General features: G+C 45.5%; 1 pseudogene. It reads left to right on the forward strand.

The window, feature by feature from the left end:
- Positions 1–175: 175 nt before the first annotated feature.
- A pseudogene (locus tag R7Q09_RS26650) lies at positions 176–622 on the forward strand (IS21 family transposase); the annotation flags it as partial.

Consider the following 622-nt stretch of genomic DNA (forward strand, 5'->3'; position numbering starts at 1 on the left):
CGGTTTAAACCGATCACTGATTCCGCGATTATCCGATCACTTTTAGCCTAACTCCGAAATCGGTGATCGGAATAGCGAAAACCGCGATCGGAATGTCCGAAATCCTACCTTTTTCTCTTTTAAATCAATAGCTCGCTATTCTTTACTTCTTAAACAAGAACGTAAGGAAGCGACAATGGCCAAAAAGAGAACTCCAATGAACAAAATCAAAGAGGTATTACGCCTTAAGTACGACTGCGGTCTCTCAAATCGCAGCATCGCTTCTTGCCTTAAACTCGGCCCGTCAACCATATCGGAACTCCTTACTCGTTTTAAACAAAGCCAACTTGGTTGGCCTCTGCCTGAAAGTTGTAGCGATGCTGATATCACTCAAGCTCTGTATCACGGCAAGAAAGCCAGTCGCGATAAAGTCATGCCAGACTTCACTCAATACGCAGTCGAACTCAGACGTAAAGGCATGACGAAGATGCTGCTCTGGCAGGAATATCATGAGCAATATCAAGAGCAATCTTACGCTTACACTCAGTTCTGTGAGCACTTCACTCGCTGGTTCAAAACCCAAAAGCGCAGCATGCGCCAGCTTCATGTTGCGGGTGATAAGCTGTTTATCGACTACTGTGGG

The sequence above is a fragment of the Vibrio sp. 2130-1 genome, assembly GCF_033339515.1.